This is a genomic window from Mangrovimonas sp. sgz306409 (genome assembly GCF_059735265.1).
Window position 1 is genome coordinate 735993 of record NZ_JCAPEU010000001.1, and the last position, 16660, is coordinate 752652.

A 16660-nucleotide genomic window follows, 5' to 3' on the forward strand; every position below is an offset into this window, starting at 1 on the left:
AAAATCCTAAGCAGTAATGCTTAGGATTTTTAATATCAATCGCTATGAAAGGCTTATCCTTTTATAGTAGCTTTTAAGAATTCTCTGTTCATACGAGCAATGTTCTCTAATGAAATGCCTTTAGGACATTCAATTTCACAAGCTCCTGTGTTGGTACAGTTTCCGAATCCTTCTAAATCCATTTGTCTTACCATGTTCAATACACGGTCTGTTGCTTCTACCTGTCCTTGTGGCAATAAGGCATATTGCGATACCTTGGCCCCTACGAATAACATGGCAGAAGAGTTTTTGCAAGTGGCTACACAGGCACCACACCCGATACAGGTGGCGGCGTCCATGGCTTCATCGGCAGCATGCTTGGAAATAGGAATAGCGTTGGCATCTTGCGTGTTCCCAGACGTGTTTACCGAGATATACCCTCCAGCTTGCTGAATGCGCTCAAAAGAGGTTCTGTCTACAACTAAATCCTTAATTACAGGGAATGCTGCAGCTCTCCAAGGTTCGATGGTAATGGTGTCACCGTCTTTGAACATACGCATGTGCAATTGACAGGTAGTAACTCCACGGTCTGGACCGTGCGCTTCACCATTAATGTAGAGCGAACACATTCCGCAAATACCCTCACGACAATCGTGATCGAAGGCTACTGGCTCTTCTCCGGTGTTTACCAATTGTTCGTTCAAAACATCCATCATTTCAAGAAAAGACATATGCTCTGAAATATCAGTAACTTTATAATCGACCATTTGACCCTTTGCATTTGAGTCTTTCTGTCTCCAAATTTTAAGTGTTAAATTCATAATGTCAATCTTATTTGTATGAACGTTGTTTTAGTTCAATATCTTTAAATTCTAGTTCTTCTTTATGTAGTACTGCATCGGCAGGTTCTCCCTTGTATTCCCATGCAGCAACAAAGGCAAAGTCTTTATCGTTACGTTTTGCTTCTCCTTTTTGCTCACCGCTTTCCTCAACAGATTCTTCTCTAAAGTGACCACCACAAGACTCTTCTCTCATTAAGGCATCTTTAGCGAACAACTCACCCAATTCCAAGAAATCGGCCACACGACCTGCTTTTTCCAATTCAGGGTTCATTTCGTTGGCGTTTCCTGGTACTTTTACGTCTTTCCAGAATTCCTCACGAATCTGTTTAATTTCGGCCATGGCTTCTTTTAAACCTTGTTCGTTACGCGCCATCCCTACTTTGTCCCACATTACTTTACCAAGACGTTTGTGGAAGTGGTCTACAGATTTCGTTCCGTTATTATTGATAAAGAAGTTGATTCTGTCAGTAACAGCTTTTTCAGCTTCGTCAAACTCTTTAGAGTTTGTTGGGATTTTTCCTGTACGAATATCGTCAGCCAAATAATCTCCAATCGTGTATGGTAAAACGAAGTAACCATCGGCCAAACCTTGCATTAAGGCTGAAGCTCCAAGTCTGTTGGCACCATGATCTGAGAAGTTGGCTTCCCCAATACAGTAACATCCAGGAATGGTCGTCATCAAGTTGTAGTCTACCCAAACACCACCCATTGTATAGTGGGTTGCAGGGTAAATCATCATTGGAGTTTTGTACGGATCTTCATCAACGATCTTTTCGTACATCTGGAATAAGTTACCGTACTTAGCTTCTACGATTCCTTTTCCTAACTCGTATATTTTAGCCTCTGTTGGGTTGTCAATATTGTGAATTTTAGCCTGCTCCTTACCGTAGCGTTCTATCGCCGAAGCGAAATCCAAGTACACGGCTTCTCCAGTGGCATTTACACCGTAACCAGCATCACAACGCTCTTTTGCGGCACGAGATGCTACGTCACGTGGCACCAAGTTTCCGAAGGCAGGGTAACGACGCTCTAAGTAGTAATCTCTTTCGTCTTCCGATAAATCGGTAGGCTTTTTGCGGCCTTCTCGAATGGCCATGACATCCTCCATGTTTTTAGGTACCCAGATACGTCCGTCGTTACGTAAAGATTCCGACATCAAGGTCAACTTAGATTGGTAATCACCTGAACGAGGAATACATGTTGGGTGGATTTGCGTAAAACAAGGGTTTGCGAAATACGCTCCTTTTTTGTGGATTTTCCAAGCAGCCGTAGCGTTGGATCCCATAGCGTTTGTTGATAGGAAATATACGTTTCCGTATCCACCAGATGCAATCACAACCGCGTGTGCAGAGTGGCGCTCTATTTCACCGGTAATAAGGTTTCTGGCAATAATACCTCTGGCCTTACCGTCTACAATTACCACGTCTAACATTTCGTGTCTGTTAAACATTTCAATCTTACCACGAGCAATCTGTCTGTTCATAGCAGAGTAAGCTCCTAGCAATAACTGTTGTCCTGTTTGTCCTTTGGCGTAAAACGTTCTGGATACCAAAACCCCACCAAACGAACGGTTGTCCAATAATCCACCATAATCTCTAGCGAAAGGAACCCCCTGCGCCACACACTGGTCGATGATGTTGGCAGATACTTCAGCCAAGCGGTATACGTTCGCTTCACGAGAACGGTAATCGCCACCTTTTACGGTGTCATAAAATAATCTATAAGTAGAGTCACCATCGCCTTGATAGTTTTTGGCGGCATTAATACCCCCTTGTGCAGCAATGGAGTGCGCACGACGTGGTGAATCTTGGTAGGCAAAAGCCTTTACGTTATATCCTAATTCGGCTAAGGTTGCTGCAGCAGAACCTCCTGCTAAACCTGTTCCTACCACGATAACATCAATGTGACGTTTGTTGGCAGGATTAACCAAGTTGATTTTATTTTTATAGTCTGTCCATTTATCTTTAATTGGACCCTTTGGTACTTTTGAATCTAAAGCCATTTGTGTATTTAAGATTAATGGTTAAAGTGGTGGAATAAAGCGATAATGATAAATCCTAGTGGGATAATTACAGAGTACGCTTTCCCTATTTGTTGCATCGTTTTTTTACGTCCTGCAGTCGCTCCCATAGATTGGAAGGCCGATGTAAATCCATGTGCCAAGTGTAAGCCTAAAAGCACAAACGCAATTACATAGGCTCCTACACGGATAGGAGATACAAATTTGTGTTGCAGTTCTTCAAAATAACGGTAGCTTTCGCCATCTGGCAATAATCCAGACATGTCGCCATGGATGTATTTTACGTTAAGTTCAGGAATCCAGAAGTCGATGAAGTGAAGCAAAATAAATGCTAATACAACAACACCACTGATGATCATGTTTCGGCTCATCCAAGTAGAATTGGCCGCACCATTGTTTTGTGCATATTTTACCCCAATGGCTTTTCTGTTTTTTAATTCCAATACAAACCCCATTACAAAGTGGAATACAACACCGAATATCAATACCGGTTGTAAGGCCAATTGCACCAAAGGATTTGTTCCCATGAAATGTGATAATTCATTGAATAAATCAGGACTAAAAAGTGATGTGATGTTTACTGCTAAATGAATTATTAAGAAAAACATTAGGAAGAAGGCCGAAAGTGCCATGGCCACTTTTCTTCCTATCGAAGATTTAAGAAATCCGCTCATTTTTTTGAAGTTAATTTTTATCGAACAAAGATACACTTCAAAAGAGATTTAGGCAAAGGGCTGTAGTTTAAATTAAGTATTTAGAATGATTTTAAACAGATTCAAAAGTCGCTTAGTTTGATACCGTTGGAATTAAGCCTCTTAGTCCCATATCGACTACTTGTTCTCCCGCTGCGGGTTCATATTTTCCGTCAAAATTTACTTCGGTCCACTCAAAACTGTTGTTGATGGAAAATGATAGGGTAACTTCAATATCTTGTGTTTCGTTTCCGGTTATGGCGAAGCCTTCTTCAAACTCACCGGTTACCACACAAGATCCCTGCGGAATAGGAGATGAATCAAACAATGGATTTGGTACTGTAGTGGCGCCTTCTGGAGCTTGCCCTTCAGAGGTGTAGCCTTCTGCTTCAAAAGCCCAAAATCCTTGGAGACGGTTATCGTTTACCTCAAAAGTGCTGCCGTTCAAATTGAAGGAAGTGATGTAGGTGTTGTAGCCTACAAAACTTGCCAAAGTTCCTGTGTATTCTGCTCCATTTACAAGTAAATCAATCTCCCCTTCTTGGTAGGCTAGTGATACGCGCACCCATTCATAAGTTCCGGAAGTGACTTGGCTTAGGGGAATGCTCAAAAATACATCGCCATCTGCGCCAAAGGTGGCATTTTGAAAGTCGATGGCGTTGGCGCCTCCTGCTGGGGTTTCCGGGCCCATAAAAATGACTTCTCCTTCTCCTAATGGCGTATAGGGGTCTGGGGCAAATTCAATGTAATTCGCGCTCATGCGGGTGATGGTGGGAGATTGTGCGGCATTGCCCTCTGGAATGCTTGATGGTTGTCCTAAATTGTTGAGACGTTCCTGGGTAGGATCGAATTTCAACTTAATAATTAGGTTGGGATCTGTACTTTGGATGTTGTCGTCTTGGTCTTCGCTGCAGGATATCATCATTGTGATTAAAGCTAGTATACTAAGTTTTAAAAATTTCATAAGATTGGGGTTTTTGTATATAACTCGAAAGCTTTAAAAATAGTATAATTTTTGAGAGTTGACTTAAGAGACTGCTATTTGTAACAAATGTTTATTAAGTTGATATCCTGATAGAATCTATTTACTTTTGTTATCTAAATTTTTATTTTATGAAATACTTACCTATAGATCGCGAATTGTTTATTAAAAACCGTAAAAACTTTGCCGCCCGAATGGAGCCTAAAAGTTTGGCGATTTTTAATTCCAATGATATTTACCCAATTAGTGCCGATAGCACCATGCCTTTTGAGCAGCACCGAGATATTTTTTATTTAAGTGGGGTTGATCAAGAGGAGAGTGTTTTGGTAATCTTTCCAGATTGTCCAAACCCTAAGAACAGAGAAGTGTTGTTTTTGAAAGAAACCAATGAGCATATTGCTGTTTGGGAAGGGGAGAAGTTGACTAAAGAAAAGGCGTTTGAAACTTCTGGTATTAAGACGGTGTATTGGTTGAAGGACATGGAAAAAGTGTTGTTCGAATTGATGACGCAATGCGATACGGTGTATATCAACACCAATGAACATTATAGGGCCAATGTTGAAACTGAAACACGCGAAGCTAGATTTGCCAAATGGCTCAAAGATAAATATCCTGCGCACCGCGTTGCCAAGAGCAATCCTATTTTGCAGCGCTTACGTTCTGTAAAAGATCCTATTGAAATTGCTTTGATGCAAAAGGCTTGCGATATTACTGAAAAGGGATTCCGTCGCGTTTTGGATTTTGTGAAACCGGGTGTTTGGGAATTTGAAATTGAGGCTGAGTTTATGCATGAGTTTTTACGTAACCGTTCCAAAGGTTTTGCGTATACGCCTATTATTGCTTCGGGTAACAATGCAAACGTGCTACATTATGTGGAGAACAACCAAGAGTGTAGGGCAGGTGATTTGATTTTGTTTGACGTAGCTGCTGAATATGCTAATTATTCCAGCGACTTGAGTAGAACGATTCCTGTTTCTGGGAAATTTACCAAAAGACAAAAGGAAGTCTACAATGCTGTTTTAAGGTTGAAGGATGAGGCGACCAAATTATTGGTGCCAGGTGCTCTTTGGGCGGAATACCATGTGGAGGTTGGAAAATTGATGACTTCAGAACTTTTAGGGCTTGGGCTTTTGGATAAAGCCGATGTGCAAAATGAAAACCCAGATTGGCCAGCTTATAAGAAATACTTTATGCACGGTACCAGCCATCATATTGGTTTGGATACGCATGATTATGGTATTTTAACTGAGCCTATGCAGCCTAACATGGTGTTTACTGTGGAGCCGGGAATTTATATTCCGGATGAAGGATTTGGAATACGTTTGGAAGATGATGTGGTAGTGCAGCCAAGTGGAGAACCATTTAACTTAATGGCTAATATTCCGATAAAAGCTGAGGAAATCGAAGACTTGATGAACCAATAATTGCTCATAATTTGAAATAAAAAAAGGACGTTGAAAAACGTCCTTTTTTGTTTTGAGATTTGGTTAGTCGACCATTTCAGTCTCAAAAATATAGCGGTTTAGTTTTCTTAGGGTTTCTATTTTGTCGCTGGTATTGATCAGCAACGAAATGTTATTGTTGCTACCGCCGTAGGCAATCATTCTGATGTTGACATCCTGAAGGATTTGGAACAATTTAGGCGTGTCCGGATGGTACACGATATTGTTTCCAACGGCACATACAATCGTTCTGTATTCGTCTACTTCTACAGAAGAGAATTTTTCCAATTCCTCTACAATATGAGATAGGTTTGTGGTATCGTCAATGGTTAGGGATACAGCAATCTCTGAAGTGGTGATCATGTCGATGGACGTTTCGTATTTCTCGAAAATCTCGAATACTTTTTTCAAGAAGCCGTGTGCCAACAACATTCTGCCTGATTTGATTTTGATGGCGGTAATGCCGTCTTTGGCAGCGATGGCTTTGATGCCTTCGCCGTGGATTTTATTGGTAATTAAAGTTCCGTAAGCAGCAGGTGCCATGGTGTTTTTTAATCTTACCGGAATATCCAAATCGCGCACTGGCATTACGGTTTGTGGGTGCAGGATTTTTGCGCCAAAATAGGCTAATTCCGCAGCTTCGTCAAAAGATAGGTTTGAGATGGCGTGGGTGTCCTGTACAAATCGAGGGTCGTTGTTGTGGAAGCCATCGATATCAGTCCAAATTTGAACTTCCTCAGCTCTTACGGCAGCACCAATAATGGTCGCGGTATAATCGCTTCCGCCTCGTTGTAGGTTGGCAACTTCTCCTTCGGCATCGAGACAAATAAACCCTTGGGTGATATAAATGTCGGCTTCTGGAAGTTCTCCTATAATTCTATTTAGGTTTTGTTTGATATAGAAGTTATCTGGCTCATGTGCTTTGTCAATTCGCATGAATTCCAAAGCTGGAATCAATTGTGCGTTGATACCTTCTTGTTTTAGGAATTGTGTGAACAGGAAAGTGGATAACAACTCACCTTGCGATACAATAATATTGTATAGAAGTTCGCTATGTTTCTTTTCGGTGCAAGACAAAAGTAGTTCTATGACGCTAAGTATGTAAGCTTGTGCTTCAGAGGCTAGGGTGTCGTTTTGAAGTAGTTCGGCAATAACATCTTGGTACTTGTCATTTAGCGCAGCAATTAATTGCTTTGCTTCACTGATGTTGTTGGCTTTTATAGTTTCTGAAATTTCCACCAAAGCATTGGTTGTTCCAGACATGGCCGATAGCACTACAACTTTTTTGTTGCCATCGTTAATGATATTTTTAACATTGGTCATGTTGGTTACAGAACCAACTGAAGTCCCTCCAAACTTTAATACTAACATAGTCTTATACTTTTTTTGATGGGGCAAAGGTATTTATAAAGTGCTGTTGTAGAATGAAAATAAAAATATTATGCTAAATTTGCACATCACGTTAAATAATTAACAAAATGAAAACTATTGCTTCCTGTGTCAGTGAATTGTTAGTGTCTCAACCTTTTTTGGAAGAGGCCTTAGCAAGGAATATTATTAATTATAGTGCCTTGGCTGAAGAATTGGTGCCATCTGTAAGTGATATGCTGAAAAAGCCGGTAAAGTCAGGCGCTATCATGATGGCGTTGAGACGCTATAGTCCGCCGCAAAATTTGAGTAATTCCGTTAAGTTGAAGAAGGTGCTGGAAGGTTTGGGAGATATTACCGTACGTTCTAATTTAACGGACTTTACCTTTCAGAATTCCAAAACGCTTATTCATAGTCACTCTAGGATTTTGGAGCATGTTGGATTGAATAGTAGTATTTTTTACGCCTTCACCAGAGGGATTCATGAAAGTAATATCATCATTTCTAGTTCCGAGGCATCTAACGTTGTGGAGTATTTTAGTGAAGAACAACAAATAGGAATGGTAGATCAATTGTCGGCAATTAGCATCAGTTTGCCTCAGGACAACTCTAGGGTCACCGGTTTGTACTATCAAATTTTTAAGAGGTTGGCTTGGGAAGGGATTTCCTTGTACGAGGTGGTTTCTACTACCAACGAGTTCACTGTGCTTATTGAGGATCATTTAATAGATAAGGCGTTTTCTGTAATTAAGAGGTTGAAGGGGTAGTTGTGTTGGTAGGTCAATATGAAATAAGGTTATCTTTGCATTTAAATTAAGTTAGATATGACGATTCAGTATAAAGAGATTTTGGTGCATTTTGAAGTTTCGGGTGAAGGGAAGCCTGTGGTGTTGCTGCATGGTTTTTTGGAAAATGCCAAAATGTGGCAGCATCTCACAAAAACATTAAATGCCACTTGTAAGGTGATTTCTATTGATTTGTTGGGGCATGGCCAAACGGAATGCTTGGGGTATATCCATACGATGGAAGATATGGCTGATATGGTGAATGCCGTTTTGGGTCACCTTGGTGTTTCAGAGGCTACGGTTATTGGGCATTCCATGGGAGGTTATGTAGCCTTGGCGTGGGCAGAATTGTTTCCTGATAAAGTATCTGCTGTTTGTTTGTTGAATTCTACAGCGGAAGCAGATAGTGAAGAACGCCAGTTGAATAGAGATAGGGCTGTAAAAGCGGTAAAGCAAAACTACAAAGCTTTTGTAAGTATGGCTATTGCCAATTTGTTTGCGGAAGATAATAGAGAACGTTTGTCTGAAGCAATCGCTCAAGTGCGTGCCGAAGCGCTAAAAACTCCCTTGCAGGGAATAGTTGCAGCTTTGGAAGGTATGAAAGTGAGGAAGGATAGGAGGGGGCAATTTGTAAATGGGTCGTATAAAAAGTTGTTGGTAATTGGTTTGAAGGATCCTGTTTTGGATTATGAAAGTGTTATGGCCTATGTGGCTAATTCAGATATTGAAGTGGTTGAATTTCCAGATGGACATATGAGCTATATTGAAAATAAAGAAGAATTGGATTACAAAATAATGCATTTCATCGAAAAATAGTTCGTTTTGACGAATTTAATTTGTTTTTTTCATTAAGTTTAACTGTCTCAAAATAAGCGATTATGAAAAAAACAACTAACCCCAATTCCGCAGCTAAATTATATTGTGGTGTTTTTGGCCACAATTATGAAGTAACCAAAAAGGTGACGATGCATGTAAAGGAATATACATGTAAATGCTGCAAAAGACAACTCACTACCGATAGCGATGGTCATTTAAGAGAACTCACTCCTAAGTATCAAGAAATAAATAGCTTATTGGAGCAAGTTTATACTAGACGCATGATGCGTATGCAGTCCAAAACTTTGGGATCTGCTGCTTACTAAGGAAAACTCTTTCTTTGCTTTTTAACTTTTAGTTGTTTTTCAATCTTCTTCCGAAAAACGATTTAAAATTTTATTTTGCTGATATTCAGTGCGTTTTTGCTGAATATTTCATCTTCTTCTTTTGAAAGAAAAAACCTGTTAATTTATTAACGTTAAAGTTCTTGCTCAATTCAATTTTTTTACTAAGTTAGGAGTCCCTAATAATTAATTGAATAGCGCTTTGAAAACTTTAATTTGTAAACTTTTCGATCATCATTTTGTGATGAAAAAGGAGGTTACGCTCTATGTGAAAGAGTATGAGTGTAAGTTCTGTAAAAAACAAGTGACAACAAGCGATACTGGTGCCCTGACTCCATTGACCGATACCCGAAAGGAAATCAATGAATTGCTTGGTCAACTTTATGAAAAAAGGACCAAACGAAAATTAGAGCATCACTGTTCTTAACTGTTTAGAGCATTCCACCCCTTTGCAATAATAGGAATTGCTTCTTCTCCACGCGTGATTAAATGCATGCCACGGCTTTCTTCGGTTATATAGCCAATAATCGACAGGTTAGGATTGGCCTTAATTTTAGGAAAGTCCTCTTGCGAAATCGTCATCAACAATTCGTAATCCTCACCGCCATTTAAGGCAATGGTTGTACTGTCAATTTCAAATTCCTCACAGGTAGAAATAACCTGCGGATCTAAAGGTATTTTGTTTTCGTAAAGTTCTACACCCACTTTACTGTTTTTGCATAAATGCATAATTTCTGAAGACAAACCATCGCTGATATCAATCATGGAAGTTGGTTTAACATCCAAGTCCTTCAATAATGTAACAATATCTTTTCTAGCTTCTGGTTTCAATTGTCGCTCGATAATATAAGTGTAAGCGTCCAAATCTGGTTGGTTGTTTGGGTTCACCTCAAACACTTTCTTTTCGCGTTCCAAAACTTGAAGTCCCATATAGGCACCTCCCAAATCTCCGGTTACTACCAATAGGTCGTTCGGTTTGGCGCCACTGCGGTACACAATATCTTCTTTGTTGGCAGTTCCAAAAGCAGTTACTGAAATAAGTAGGCCTTTGGTAGATGACGTCGTATCTCCGCCCACAACATCAATCCCGTAAATCTTGGCAGCCGTTTCAATACCGGCATATAATTCTTCCAAAGCTTCCAAAGGAAATCTGTTGGAAACAGCAATGGACACGGTAATTTGACTGGCCATGGCATTCATGGCGTATACATCGGAAAGATTTACCATAACGGATTTGTACCCCAAGTGCTTCAATGGCATATAGCTCAAGTCGAAATGCACATTTTCCACCAATAAATCTGTGGTGATCACTACTTGCTGGTTACCAAAATCGCAAACAGCGGCGTCGTCACCAATGCCTTTGATGGTAGATTCATGAGTGATTTTAAAGTTCTTGGTTAAATGGTCTATAAGTCCAAATTCTCCAAGTTCACTAAGTGGGGTACGGGCTTGATTCTTGTCTTCTATCATGCTGCAAATTTAAGGATAATTGGATGATTTGTGGAATCATTTTTAAGATAATGGACAGCGCCCTAGGGCATCAATAGTTTCTATAGACCTATTTGCTAATATAATGTTAGGTTCGCTTGATTAAGCCTACTTATATTGTATATTTGCAGTCTATTTAGATGTAATCTACATTATTATGATAAAAGTATCAGAAGCGGCTAAAAAGAAAGTTGTGGAATTAATGGCCGAAGATGGCTATAATTCTGCCACTGATTTTGTTCGGGTAGGTGTGAAAAGCGGAGGGTGTTCTGGTCTGTCTTACGACTTAAAGTTTGACAAGGAACAGCAAGGCGATGATAAGGTGTTTGAGGACAATGGTGTAAGAATCATCGTAGATAAAAAGAGTTTTTTATACCTGATAGGTACCACCTTGGAGTATTCCGGAGGTTTAAATGGAAGCGGTTTTGTATTCAACAACCCAAATGCAAACAGAACTTGTGGTTGTGGTGAGTCGTTTTCACTGTAAATTGAAGCGTAAAGAGAATGAGTAAGTATACTGAAGACGATTTAAGAGAAGAGTTAAAAACCAAAGAATACGAGTACGGTTTTTATACAGACATAGAGTCCGAAACCTTTCCCGTTGGATTGAACGAGGAGATTATTAGGGCTATTTCCAAAAAGAAAGAAGAGCCAGAATGGATGACCGATTGGCGGTTGGAAGCGTTTAGAGCTTGGGAAGACATGGTAGAGCCAGAGTGGGCCAATGTTCACTATGAAAAACCAGATTTTCAGGCGATTTCCTATTATTCTGCCCCTAACAAAAAGGCGAAATACAATAGCTTGGATGAAGTAGACCCTGAGTTGTTGGCTACCTTTAAGAAGTTGGGAATTTCTTTGGATGAACAAAAGAAACTGGCAGGTGTGGCCATGGATGTGGTTGTGGATTCCGTTTCGGTTGCGACTACTTTTAAGAAGACCTTGGCCGAAAAGGGAATCATCTTCTGTTCCATTTCCGAGGCTATTCAAGAGCATCCGGAATTGGTGAAAAAATACATTGGGACTGTAGTGCCACAAAAGGATAACTTTTATGCAGCATTGAATAGTGCTGTGTTTAGTGATGGTAGTTTCTGTTATATTCCAAAAGGGGTAAAATGTCCAATGGAATTGTCTACCTATTTTAGAATTAACCAAGCAGGAACAGGGCAGTTTGAGCGTACCTTGGTCATTGCCGATGAAGGTAGTTATGTAAGCTATTTAGAAGGGTGTACCGCTCCAAGTAGGGACGAGAACCAATTGCATGCTGCGGTGGTGGAATTGATTGCCATGGACGATGCTGAAATCAAATATTCCACTGTTCAAAACTGGTATCCAGGAAACTCCGAAGGAAAAGGAGGGGTTTTCAATTTTGTGACCAAACGTGGATTGTGTGAAACCAATGCTAAGATTTCTTGGACACAGGTAGAGACAGGTAGTGCCGTGACTTGGAAATATCCAAGCTGTGTATTGAAAGGGGATAATTCGGTAGGAGAATTTTATTCTATTGCTGTTACCAATAACTTTCAACAGGCAGATACTGGAACGAAAATGATTCACTTAGGTAAGAATACCAAGTCGACCATTATTTCCAAAGGTATTTCTGCAGGAAAATCGCAAAACTCTTATAGAGGTTTGGTTCAGGTACATTCAAGAGCAGAAAACGCGAGAAACTTTTCGCAATGTGATAGCTTGTTGATGGGTAATGAGTGTGGCGCCCATACCTTCCCATATATTGAAGCTAAAAATAAAACGGCTCAAATAGAGCACGAGGCCACAACCAGTAAAATTGGTGAAGACCAAATTTTTTACTGTAACCAACGTGGTATCGATACTGAAAAAGCGATTGCACTTATCGTAAACGGATTCAGTAAGGAGGTGTTGAACAAATTGCCAATGGAGTTTGCGGTAGAAGCCCAAAAGCTATTGGAGATTAGTTTGGAAGGTTCCGTAGGATAAGCATTAGAGTAGACTGGAAATTAAAAGTGTAACATCCAAAAAGTGAATTCATATATGAAAAACATCTTCACATTATTATGTATAGCCGGATTGGCTTTAAGCTGTAAAAACGAATCAAAGCCTGTTGAGGCAGCTGGAGACGTGGTAACCGAAACTGCCCAAAAAAATGATGGGTATGTGGAAATGACCGGCGAGTTTGTTTACTATGCCGATGCCGCTGTGTTGCACACGCCGTCTGAGGTTTATGCGGTTGTGATTAATGAGAAGATGCATGAATTGGATGAAATGGCAAAGGCCTATAAGGTAGAACCAACCGATTATGTAACCGTTCAGGTGAGAGGGCTGATTACTCCAAAACCGGAAGGGGAAGAAGGTTGGGACAACCGTTTTGATATAAAAGAAATTATTAAAGTTATGGCATCTAACAAGGAAAAGGATGTTATTAAATTAGGAGCAGAATAAGTATGTTAAAGATTACCAATTTACACGCAAGTGTTGAGGATAAAGGAATTCTTAGAGGAATTAACCTAGAAGTAAAACCTGGTGAAGTTCATGCCATCATGGGGCCTAACGGTTCTGGAAAAAGTACCTTGGCTTCGGTTATTGCAGGGAAGGAAGATTATGAAGTAGAAGAAGGCGAAATCCTTTTGGAAGGAGAAGCTATCGACGAGCTTTCGGCGGAAGAGCGTGCCCATAAGGGAATCTTTTTGTCTTTTCAATATCCTGTTGAAATTCCTGGTGTTTCGGTTACCAACTTTATGAAAACGGCCATCAACGAAACCCGTAAGGCTAAAGGCTTGGAAGAAATGCCGGCCAACGAAATGCTGAAATTAATTCGTGAGAAATCCGAATTATTGGAAATTGATAGAAAATTCTTGTCACGTTCCTTAAACGAAGGGTTTTCTGGAGGAGAGAAGAAACGTAACGAAATTTTCCAAATGGCTATGTTGGAGCCAAAATTGGCCATCCTTGACGAAACAGATTCAGGGTTGGATATCGACGCCCTTCGTATTGTTGCCAATGGGGTGAACAAATTAAAAAACAAGGACAACGCTGTGGTAGTTATTACCCACTACCAACGTTTGTTGGACTATATCGTGCCAGATTATGTGCATGTATTATATAAAGGTAGAATTGTAAAATCAGGAGGCAAGGAATTGGCTCATGAATTAGAAGAAAAAGGGTACGACTGGATCAAAGAAGAAGTAAACGCCTAAACTTGGAAAACCGTTGTTTTCTTACTGATTATTGAAGATTGAACCTATGGATTTAAAAGAAAAATTAGTTGCTTCTTACTTTGCATTCGAGGATAACCTAGAGGATCACTCGCCTTTGCATGGCATAAGAAACAATGCTATAAAAATATTTGAGGAAAATGGCTTTCCTTCCAAAAAGGATGAGGCCTGGAAATACACGTCTTTAAACACGGTTTTAAAGCATGATTACAGCCTATTTTCCAAAGGGGAAAAAGCGATAGAATACAAGGATATCAAACCCTATTTGATTCATGATATCGATTCGTATAAAATCATTTTTATCGACGGAAAGTATTCTTCGCATTTGTCGCAAACTACGCATGAAGGTGTGGATGTTTGCTTGATGTCGTCTGCCATTACCAAGCCAAAATACCGTTTGGTGATTGAGAACTATTTCAACAAGGCAGCCAAAGATGATAGTATGACGTCTTTGAATACGGCCTTTTCAAATGAAGGAGCCTATATTCATATTCCAAAGAATAAAATTGTTGAAAAGCCAATTCAAATTGTGCATTTTTCAACTGGTAACGAAGCGGCTTTAATGTTACAACCTCGTAACTTGATTGTTGTGGATGAAAATTCACATGTTCAAATTATCGAGCGACACCAAAGTTTGACGGACAACCCTGTGTTGACGAACAGTGTTACTGAAATTTTTGCAAATAAAAGAGCAATTGTAGATTATTACAAACTACAAAATGACAATGAAAATGCGTCTTTGATTGACAATACGTTTATTAAGCAAAAGCAGGAGAGTCATGCATCGGTACATACCTTTTCATTTGGAGGGAAATTGACGAGAAACAACCTTAATTTCTTCCAACATGGTGAGCGCATTGATTCTACCCTAAAAGGAGTGACTATTATTGGTGACAAGCAACATGTAGACCATAGTACTTTGGTACACCATATTGAACCAAATTGTGAGAGCCACCAAGATTATAAAGGTATCTATGGCGACAATGCTACAGGGGTGTTCAACGGTAAGGTGATTGTTGAAAAAGAAGCGCAAAAAACCAATGCTTTTCAGGCTAACAACAATATTTTGGTGAGCGATAAGGCTACTATCAACACCAAGCCACAGTTGGAGATTTTTGCGGATGACGTGAAGTGTTCGCATGGATGTACCATTGGAGCATTGGACGAGAGCGCAATGTTCTATTTGCGTTCAAGAGGAATTCCAGAAAAGGAAGCTCGTGCACTGTTAATGTACGCTTTCAGTAACAATGTCTTGGATTCCGTTAAAATCCCTGAAATTAAAAAACGTATTACAAAATTGATTGCCAAAAAACTGGGTGTCAATATTGGATTTGACTTATAAAACAAAAATTAAGGGAAGGGCCAATATGTAAAACCCTTCCCTTTTTTGTTGCACTGAGTCGATGTTAGCCTATGGGCTATTATAAAAAGAGAGATCATTACCATGTTTAAAGTAAAAGCCATCAGACAAGATTTTCCCATTCTTAACCGTCAGGTGAATGGAAAACCTTTGGTGTATTTTGATAATGCCGCCACATCCCAAACACCCCAACAGGTGATTGATGTTATTGTTGATTATTACAGTCATTACAATGCCAATATCCATAGAGGGGTGCATAGTTTAAGCCAAGAGGCTACAGACAAATATGAGCAGGCAAGGAATATCATTCAAACACATTTTAATGCCAAACATCCCTATGAAATCATTTTTACTTCGGGGACCACGCATGGTATTAATTTGGTGGCCAATGGATTTTCTGCATTGTTGAAGAAGGGAGACGAAATTATTGTCTCTGCCCTTGAGCACCATAGTAATATTGTGCCTTGGCAGATGTTGTGTGAGCGCACGGGAGCTACTTTAAAGGTGATTCCTATGAATGATGAAGGTGCTTTGGTAATGAGTGCTTTTGAAGAACTTTTAAGTGCGAACACCAAGTTGGTGTTTGTCAATCATATTTCCAATGCTTTGGGGACTATCAATCCTATTGAAAGCATTATTGAAAAGGCCCATGCGGTGGGTGCAGCAGTTTTGATTGATGGCGCTCAGGCATGTCCACATATAAAACCGGATGTTCAAAAATTGGATGTAGATTTTTATGTGGCTTCGGGACATAAAATGTGTGGTCCGACTGGAATGGGCATGCTGTATGGAAAAGAAGAGTGGCTGAAAAAATTGCCACCTTATCAAGGAGGCGGTGAAATGATTGCCGAGGTGACCTTTGAAAAAACAACTTATGCGGACTTGCCTCATAAGTTTGAAGCAGGGACGCCAAATATTTGTGGAGGGATTGCTTTTGGAGCGGCCATAGACTATTTAAATGCCATAGGTTTTGATAACATTGCCGCTTATGAACATGAGTTGTTGGAGTACGCCACTGAAAAATTGCTAGACATTGAAGGCTTAAAAATCTATGGAACTTCCGAACAGAAGACCTCTGTGATCTCTTTTAATTTGGAAGGCATCCATCCATATGATGTGGGAACTATTTTGGACAAAATGGGCATTGCGGTTCGTACAGGACATCATTGCGCACAACCGATCATGGATTACTTTAAAATCCCAGGAACGGTGAGGGCTTCCTTCGCTTTTTATAATACCAAGGAGGAAATCGATGCCTTGGTAGCGGGGGTTAAAAAGGCTAAAATGATGTTATCATAACCAAAGTTTGGCTTCTTTTTTGCAATTATACTTTCGTAATTTAAAATCAGTTATC

17 protein-coding genes are annotated in these 16660 nt (G+C 39.9%); 11 read left to right on the forward strand and 6 right to left on the reverse strand.

The features are described from left to right. Positions 1–53 precede the first annotated feature (53 nt). The 4 genes from AC6I5C_RS03315 to AC6I5C_RS03330 all read right to left on the reverse strand — a co-directional run bounded on the left by AC6I5C_RS03315 (position 54) and on the right by AC6I5C_RS03330 (position 4497). Complete coding sequence (locus AC6I5C_RS03315; RefSeq protein WP_076662536.1) at positions 54–800, reverse strand: succinate dehydrogenase/fumarate reductase iron-sulfur subunit; 747 nt, start codon at positions 798–800, stop codon at positions 54–56. A 10-nt stretch (positions 801–810) separates the two neighbouring features. Further along, positions 811–2823: a fumarate reductase/succinate dehydrogenase flavoprotein subunit gene (locus tag AC6I5C_RS03320; protein ID WP_497903934.1), complete on the reverse strand. Its 2013-nt coding sequence runs from the start codon at positions 2821–2823 to the stop codon at positions 811–813. A gap of 14 nt (positions 2824–2837) precedes the next feature. Further along, on the reverse strand, positions 2838–3515 hold the full coding sequence (locus AC6I5C_RS03325; RefSeq protein WP_053976399.1) for a succinate dehydrogenase cytochrome b subunit: 678 nt from the start codon (positions 3513–3515) through the stop codon (positions 2838–2840). 112 nt (positions 3516–3627) lie between these two features. Further along, a complete protein-coding gene (locus tag AC6I5C_RS03330) occupies positions 3628–4497 on the reverse strand; it encodes a hypothetical protein (protein ID WP_497903935.1) in 870 nt (289 codons plus the stop codon). Between the two features lie 149 nt (positions 4498–4646). On the opposite strand from AC6I5C_RS03330, the gene AC6I5C_RS03335 reads away from it, so the two are divergent. Then, the gene (locus tag AC6I5C_RS03335) at positions 4647–5939 is read left to right on the forward strand and encodes an aminopeptidase P family protein (RefSeq protein WP_497903936.1); all 1293 of its coding nucleotides are present in this window, start codon (positions 4647–4649) and stop codon (positions 5937–5939) included. A gap of 63 nt (positions 5940–6002) precedes the next feature. On the opposite strand, the gene AC6I5C_RS03340 is transcribed toward AC6I5C_RS03335, so the two are convergent. Further along, entirely contained in the window at positions 6003–7328 is a 1326-nt protein-coding gene (locus tag AC6I5C_RS03340) for an aspartate kinase (RefSeq protein WP_497903937.1), read from the reverse strand. A gap of 107 nt (positions 7329–7435) precedes the next feature. On the opposite strand from AC6I5C_RS03340, the gene AC6I5C_RS03345 reads away from it, so the two are divergent. From AC6I5C_RS03345 to AC6I5C_RS03360, 4 genes are all read left to right on the forward strand, one after another. Then, a complete protein-coding gene (locus AC6I5C_RS03345) occupies positions 7436–8092 on the forward strand; it encodes a hypothetical protein (protein ID WP_497903938.1) in 657 nt (218 codons plus the stop codon). A gap of 57 nt (positions 8093–8149) precedes the next feature. Next, positions 8150–8926, forward strand: a complete 777-nt coding sequence (locus tag AC6I5C_RS03350; RefSeq protein WP_497903939.1) for an alpha/beta fold hydrolase — start codon at positions 8150–8152, stop codon at positions 8924–8926. A gap of 62 nt (positions 8927–8988) precedes the next feature. Next, entirely contained in the window at positions 8989–9252 is a 264-nt protein-coding gene (locus tag AC6I5C_RS03355; protein ID WP_053976393.1) for a DUF1660 family phage protein, read from the forward strand. Between the two features lie 220 nt (positions 9253–9472). Further along, the gene (locus AC6I5C_RS03360) at positions 9473–9697 is read left to right on the forward strand and encodes a DUF1660 family phage protein (protein ID WP_082331980.1); all 225 of its coding nucleotides are present in this window, start codon (positions 9473–9475) and stop codon (positions 9695–9697) included. Here AC6I5C_RS03360 and thiL read toward each other — a convergent pair. Continuing rightward, positions 9694–10740: a thiamine-phosphate kinase gene (thiL, locus tag AC6I5C_RS03365; RefSeq protein WP_076662530.1), complete on the reverse strand. Its 1047-nt coding sequence runs from the start codon at positions 10738–10740 to the stop codon at positions 9694–9696. The genes AC6I5C_RS03360 and thiL overlap by 4 nt on opposite strands. Positions 10741–10915: 175 nt before the next feature. Here thiL and AC6I5C_RS03370 point away from each other — a divergent pair, with 175 nt between their 5' ends. From AC6I5C_RS03370 to AC6I5C_RS03395, 6 genes are all read left to right on the forward strand, one after another. Continuing rightward, positions 10916–11245, forward strand: a complete 330-nt coding sequence (locus tag AC6I5C_RS03370) for a HesB/IscA family protein (protein ID WP_053976390.1) — start codon at positions 10916–10918, stop codon at positions 11243–11245. 17 nt (positions 11246–11262) lie between these two features. After that, on the forward strand, positions 11263–12711 hold the full coding sequence (gene sufB, locus AC6I5C_RS03375) for a Fe-S cluster assembly protein SufB (RefSeq protein WP_497903940.1): 1449 nt from the start codon (positions 11263–11265) through the stop codon (positions 12709–12711). Between the two features lie 54 nt (positions 12712–12765). Beyond that, positions 12766–13173: a hypothetical protein gene (locus tag AC6I5C_RS03380; protein ID WP_497903941.1), complete on the forward strand. Its 408-nt coding sequence runs from the start codon at positions 12766–12768 to the stop codon at positions 13171–13173. 2 nt (positions 13174–13175) lie between these two features. Next, positions 13176–13928 carry a Fe-S cluster assembly ATPase SufC gene (gene sufC / locus AC6I5C_RS03385; RefSeq protein WP_053976387.1) on the forward strand — a complete coding sequence of 251 codons (753 nt, stop codon included), beginning with the start codon at positions 13176–13178 and terminating at the stop codon, positions 13926–13928. A gap of 46 nt (positions 13929–13974) precedes the next feature. Then, positions 13975–15288 (forward strand): Fe-S cluster assembly protein SufD, encoded by a 1314-nt coding sequence (gene sufD / locus AC6I5C_RS03390; RefSeq protein WP_497903942.1) that lies wholly within the window; start codon positions 13975–13977, stop codon positions 15286–15288. Between the two features lie 102 nt (positions 15289–15390). Further along, positions 15391–16605 (forward strand): aminotransferase class V-fold PLP-dependent enzyme, encoded by a 1215-nt coding sequence (locus tag AC6I5C_RS03395; protein ID WP_497903943.1) that lies wholly within the window; start codon positions 15391–15393, stop codon positions 16603–16605. Positions 16606–16660 lie beyond the last annotated feature (55 nt).

Coding starts and splice junctions, on each gene's coding strand:
- sufB (WP_497903940.1), top strand. CDS start 11,263: ATGAGTAAGTATACTGAAGACGATTTAAGAGAAGAGTTAAAAACCAAA.
- sufD (WP_497903942.1), top strand. CDS start 13,975: ATGGATTTAAAAGAAAAATTAGTTGCTTCTTACTTTGCATTCGAGGAT.
- AC6I5C_RS03395 (WP_497903943.1), top strand. CDS start 15,391: ATGTTTAAAGTAAAAGCCATCAGACAAGATTTTCCCATTCTTAACCGT.
- AC6I5C_RS03370 (WP_053976390.1), top strand. CDS start 10,916: ATGATAAAAGTATCAGAAGCGGCTAAAAAGAAAGTTGTGGAATTAATG.
- AC6I5C_RS03330 (WP_497903935.1), bottom strand. CDS start 4,497: ATGAAATTTTTAAAACTTAGTATACTAGCTTTAATCACAATGATGATA.
- AC6I5C_RS03355 (WP_053976393.1), top strand. CDS start 8,989: ATGAAAAAAACAACTAACCCCAATTCCGCAGCTAAATTATATTGTGGT.
- AC6I5C_RS03350 (WP_497903939.1), top strand. CDS start 8,150: ATGACGATTCAGTATAAAGAGATTTTGGTGCATTTTGAAGTTTCGGGT.
- AC6I5C_RS03340 (WP_497903937.1), bottom strand. CDS start 7,328: ATGTTAGTATTAAAGTTTGGAGGGACTTCAGTTGGTTCTGTAACCAAC.
- sufC (WP_053976387.1), top strand. CDS start 13,176: ATGTTAAAGATTACCAATTTACACGCAAGTGTTGAGGATAAAGGAATT.
- thiL (WP_076662530.1), bottom strand. CDS start 10,740: ATGATAGAAGACAAGAATCAAGCCCGTACCCCACTTAGTGAACTTGGA.
- AC6I5C_RS03345 (WP_497903938.1), top strand. CDS start 7,436: ATGAAAACTATTGCTTCCTGTGTCAGTGAATTGTTAGTGTCTCAACCT.
- AC6I5C_RS03335 (WP_497903936.1), top strand. CDS start 4,647: ATGAAATACTTACCTATAGATCGCGAATTGTTTATTAAAAACCGTAAA.
- AC6I5C_RS03320 (WP_497903934.1), bottom strand. CDS start 2,823: ATGGCTTTAGATTCAAAAGTACCAAAGGGTCCAATTAAAGATAAATGG.
- AC6I5C_RS03325 (WP_053976399.1), bottom strand. CDS start 3,515: ATGAGCGGATTTCTTAAATCTTCGATAGGAAGAAAAGTGGCCATGGCA.
- AC6I5C_RS03315 (WP_076662536.1), bottom strand. CDS start 800: ATGAATTTAACACTTAAAATTTGGAGACAGAAAGACTCAAATGCAAAG.
- AC6I5C_RS03380 (WP_497903941.1), top strand. CDS start 12,766: ATGAAAAACATCTTCACATTATTATGTATAGCCGGATTGGCTTTAAGC.